Consider the following 3739-nt stretch of genomic DNA (forward strand, 5'->3'; position numbering starts at 1 on the left):
CTTTGAAAAGCCCTGTTGGTGCTTGCGTTTCTACTGTTTGATAATTGGAGGAAACATAAGCCCCTTTTGCCCATAAGCCTGCTTCTGCTGCACGCCGGTGTGCGAGACCTTCAAGACGCTTCCCGCCTGCTTTGGTCCATTTCTGTAGCTCGGCAGGGACAGCTTCATATTCACCTTGATTGAGCTTTTTTAACAGTGTCGAGTTACAAAAGGCTGTTGTTCCTACATTATAGCAAAAGGAGACTAAAGCCGCGAATTGTTCATCGGTTAAAGAAACTTGAACGGCTTGTTCAACGGCATTTTCAAATTGTCTTAAGTCTTGGCAAAGAAGTTCTTCTGCGTGTTTTTCAGTGATTGCCATACCTTTATGAACAAAAGGTTTTCCAGCATTGTTTGTATGTCCATAACCGATTGTCCACACCCCAATGGCATCTTTATAGGCATTCAAACGCAAGCCTTCCCATTGTTTAATCAGTGCTAGCCCTTCTGGTGATATTGTTCTCATATGCTTCTCCATAAAAAAGCCCCACACAAGGCGGGGCTGAGTGAAAATCTAAAAATAAATTTCTTTCGCTCTTGACAAATATTCGTTTATAAACGAATATACATTATGTTTGAAATACGTCACTACCTTACCTCTGATGGCAAAGACTTGATAGCTGATTGGCTGCGAAAGCTCCGTGATGTGCAGGCTAAAACTGCAATTATTCGCCGTCTTAATCGTTTAGAGCAAGGAAATTTTGGCGATTTCAAGCCGCTTCGTGATGGTGTCTATGAACTGCGTATGAATATTGGTCCTGGTTACCGAATTTATTATGCTCAGTCTGGAAAGACTGTATTATTGTTATTATGCGGTGGTACCAAAAAAACACAAGACACCGATATCACTCGTGCATGTGCTTGTTGGTACGATTGGCAAAACCGTGAAGATTAAAGGAGTGTAAAAATGAAAGACCGTAGCCATGATGATGCAATGGCAGAAATATTCCATGATGACCCTGAGTTGGCAGCAGCGACCCTTGATGCAATCCTAGCAGATGGTGACCAGGGGGAACTGCTTGTAACACTTCGTCAAATGGCAAAAGCCTATGGTGGTGTTCAAGCTGTAGCTAAAGCAGCCAAACTGAATCCTACACAACTTTATCGTACACTTTCAGAAAAAGGTAATCCAGAGTTCCGTAGCCTAAATGCTTTACTACGTACCATGGGGCTTCGCTTAGCTGTACAACCTCTTGAACGACCCGTTCCACACATTTGATCTGTATTAACCACCTCCCCATTTTGAGAACGGGGAGGGGCATATTTTTTACTTAAGCAACCTTTTTAATGGGGCTCTCTAAATCTGGTTCGTAAGTTCGCAACAAAGAATCCATGCTATGTGGCAGTTCTGAAGCTCCAAAATCTGTCAAAATTGCCAAGATTTTTGTAATATTGGGCACGTCATTTTGAAGTTTTAAAACTAGAACCTTTTCTATTGCATTCATAGTTTGAACCAGAGCACTACAATCTTTGTCGCTCACATTTTCATCATTAGAAAATTGAGATAATGCTATCCATAAATCGCATAAGAAGTTGGTATCTATCTTCATTGTACACCTCCATGGATTTGTTCTCTCAAACATGCCAATCCTCTAGATGTGATTTTCGTTGAAGGGAGCACCTTTTCTGTACCATCCGGTCTTTGAATGGTGATAGCAGGGCAGTCCATGAATCCTTTCTTGATCTTGTCCTGATAAGGTAACAGAGGCGCCCCTGGAGCCCGACGATAGACCCAATCATGTTTACGCAAGTAATCCGTTAAATCTTTTGGTCGTACTTCAAGCATTTTTGCTGCTTCTATCAAACCGAACAACCCATCAGAACGTTTTAAGCCTTCCAAAGCCTCTGCTTTTGGTGCTAATTCAGCAATAACATGATCTTTCTGCTCTATTTGATTTTGTAAGTGATTCAAGACACCAAGCAATGCCTCCGGTTTGGAGTAGTCAACTTGTGGTGTGGCTACCTGTTTTTCCAATTCTTGCCAACGGTCAATGATTTTAGCTCGTAAGGCAGTACTGTAACCAGAAACAAGAATTAAACATTCGCGCTTAGGTAAGTTATAACAAGGGCGGCTTTCACCTTTTGCATCAACGTAAGTACCGATAAAATCAACCAATCCAAATTTGGAGCCGTTAAGTTCTTCAAGCATCTTCTTGATATCACGCATAATATGTGCGTGCTGCTTTTTACACAAATCAGCAATTTCACGACTAGACATAGTTTGATGGATAGCACTATTAGCAGTGTTTCCTTTAATTTTTATAAGAGTGTTCATTATGAACTCCTGTGTAATTAGACGTTTTTGATTGACACTCAATAAAAGAGTGCCGGGTGCTCAAAAACACGGTACACAGTCCGTCGTTATGCTTTTCCCAAAAGGGTATTGTATAGCATAACCACACCCGACAATGTCATTATACGCATGTAGCATATAACAAGTCAAAGTCTTTAATGCGCGGAAAAGAGATTGGTTCGGCAATCCACCCGCTGTGTATTTAAGGTGTTTTTGAGGCACCTGATTCGATTATTCACATTGTCGCCACAATGTCAAGTGGCAATGTAATGTTTTTATAAAAGTAATCTGTTAAATCTTTTGGTCGTACTTCAAGCATTTTTGCTGCTTCTATCAAACCGAACAACCCATCAGAACGTTTTAAGCCTTCCAAAGCCTCTGCTTTTGGTGCTAATTCAGCAATAACATGATCTTTCTGCTCAATTTGACTTTGTAAGTGATTCAAAACACCAAGTAATGCTTCGGGTTTGGAGTAGTCAATTTTTGGTGTTGCTACTTGCTTCAAAAGCCGTTCACATTTGATAAAGTATTGACGTGCTTCATGCCCTTTATCATTACGTTCGATCATGGAAAGGTGTTTAGCCATGTCTAAGGTAATGTGGTATTCTTTTACCTTTCCACCGTTTACTAAATTTTTAGTAAGCGTTATAAAGTTTATATTTTCCTGAAACTTACATTCTTTAATGCGATTTTTAATCCAATCATTAAAGCGGGCTTTTATCTCTAAAAACGCATGTAAATCACGCGCATTAACAGTTTGAACAGTTTCTTGATCAATAACCTGTTCTGATATTTCTATAAGATTGTTCATTATGAACTCCTATTGGTTAGATGTTTGTTAATGACGCTCTAAATAGAGTGCCGGGTGCTAACAAACACGGCCAATAGTCCGTCGTCACACTTTCCCCGTTAGGGTATTGTATAGTGTAACCACACCCGACAACATTATTATATGCACGTAGCATACAATGAGTCAAAGTCTTTAATGTGCGGAGAAAAGATTGTATCGGCAATCTATCCGCTATTGGTTTAAGGTGTTCGTTAGGCACCTGATTCGATTATTCATATTGTCGCTACATTGTCAAGTGGCTTCTGATAATTTTTTGCATTTTTGCTAATTTGGCTTATCTATCCTCTTCATCCATATGGATGACGCCTTCACCTTCGTCGCATGCGTCTGGTGGGGCGTTTGGGTCGAGGGTATCGTCCTTGTCTGGTGTGGTGTTTGCAACGTTTCCAGCCGCATCTTCTTGCGCTTTATCAAAAAGTTCGCACTCTATTTTTGTGGTGTAACCACCCGTTTTATCAAGTTTGTGCTTAACGCTCTTGATGCGCCATTCTGCTGGAATATAGGGGCGGAAAGGGGGCTTTTGAACAAGCTTTGCTTCTGCTTGCACAAAGGGATCA

Annotated in this window: 6 protein-coding genes and 1 pseudogene; 2 read left to right on the plus strand and 5 right to left on the minus strand. The window is 40.7% G+C overall.

Annotated elements, in window-relative coordinates; all coding sequences use genetic code 11:
• Positions 1–505: lysozyme (locus tag ACFIK4_RS02485; RefSeq protein ID WP_375674863.1), on the minus strand; the 505-nt coding region annotated here is incomplete at its 3' end.
• Positions 506–610: 105 nt separating this feature from the next.
• Between ACFIK4_RS02485 and ACFIK4_RS02490 the strand changes: the two genes are divergently transcribed.
• Both ACFIK4_RS02490 and ACFIK4_RS02495 read left to right on the plus strand, forming a co-directional pair.
• Entirely contained in the window at positions 611–934 is a 324-nt protein-coding gene (locus ACFIK4_RS02490) for a type II toxin-antitoxin system RelE/ParE family toxin (RefSeq protein ID WP_012230755.1), read from the plus strand.
• A gap of 12 nt (positions 935–946) precedes the next feature.
• Positions 947–1258 (plus strand): DNA-binding protein, encoded by a 312-nt coding sequence (locus tag ACFIK4_RS02495; RefSeq protein WP_183194628.1) that lies wholly within the window; start codon positions 947–949, stop codon positions 1256–1258.
• 52 nt (positions 1259–1310) lie between these two features.
• Here ACFIK4_RS02495 and ACFIK4_RS02500 read toward each other — a convergent pair whose 3' ends face one another.
• From ACFIK4_RS02500 to ACFIK4_RS02515, 4 genes and pseudogenes are all read right to left on the minus strand, one after another.
• On the minus strand, positions 1311–1589 hold the full coding sequence (locus ACFIK4_RS02500; protein ID WP_375645966.1) for a hypothetical protein: 279 nt from the start codon (positions 1587–1589) through the stop codon (positions 1311–1313).
• Positions 1586–2314: a phage antirepressor KilAC domain-containing protein gene (locus ACFIK4_RS02505; RefSeq protein ID WP_375674865.1), complete on the minus strand. Its 729-nt coding sequence runs from the start codon at positions 2312–2314 to the stop codon at positions 1586–1588. The genes ACFIK4_RS02500 and ACFIK4_RS02505 overlap by 4 nt, the downstream gene beginning before the upstream one ends.
• A gap of 253 nt (positions 2315–2567) precedes the next feature.
• Complete coding sequence (locus ACFIK4_RS02510) at positions 2568–3143, minus strand: antA/AntB antirepressor family protein (protein WP_375674867.1); 576 nt, start codon at positions 3141–3143, stop codon at positions 2568–2570.
• A 313-nt stretch (positions 3144–3456) separates the two neighbouring features.
• Positions 3457–3739 (minus strand): annotated as a pseudogene (locus tag ACFIK4_RS02515) (late control protein); the annotation flags it as partial.

The organism is Bartonella sp. AP9QHHD (assembly GCF_042195625.1).
In the GTDB taxonomy this organism is placed as follows: domain Bacteria; phylum Pseudomonadota; class Alphaproteobacteria; order Rhizobiales; family Rhizobiaceae; genus Bartonella.

Excerpts from the sequence above, each read along its gene's own strand:
- ACFIK4_RS02500 (WP_375645966.1), bottom strand. The coding sequence starts at position 1,589 with ATGAAGATAGATACCAACTTCTTATGCGATTTATGGATAGCATTATCT.
- ACFIK4_RS02510 (WP_375674867.1), bottom strand. The coding sequence starts at position 3,143 with ATGAACAATCTTATAGAAATATCAGAACAGGTTATTGATCAAGAAACT.
- ACFIK4_RS02490 (WP_012230755.1), top strand. The coding sequence starts at position 611 with ATGTTTGAAATACGTCACTACCTTACCTCTGATGGCAAAGACTTGATA.
- ACFIK4_RS02495 (WP_183194628.1), top strand. The coding sequence starts at position 947 with ATGAAAGACCGTAGCCATGATGATGCAATGGCAGAAATATTCCATGAT.
- ACFIK4_RS02505 (WP_375674865.1), bottom strand. The coding sequence starts at position 2,314 with ATGAACACTCTTATAAAAATTAAAGGAAACACTGCTAATAGTGCTATC.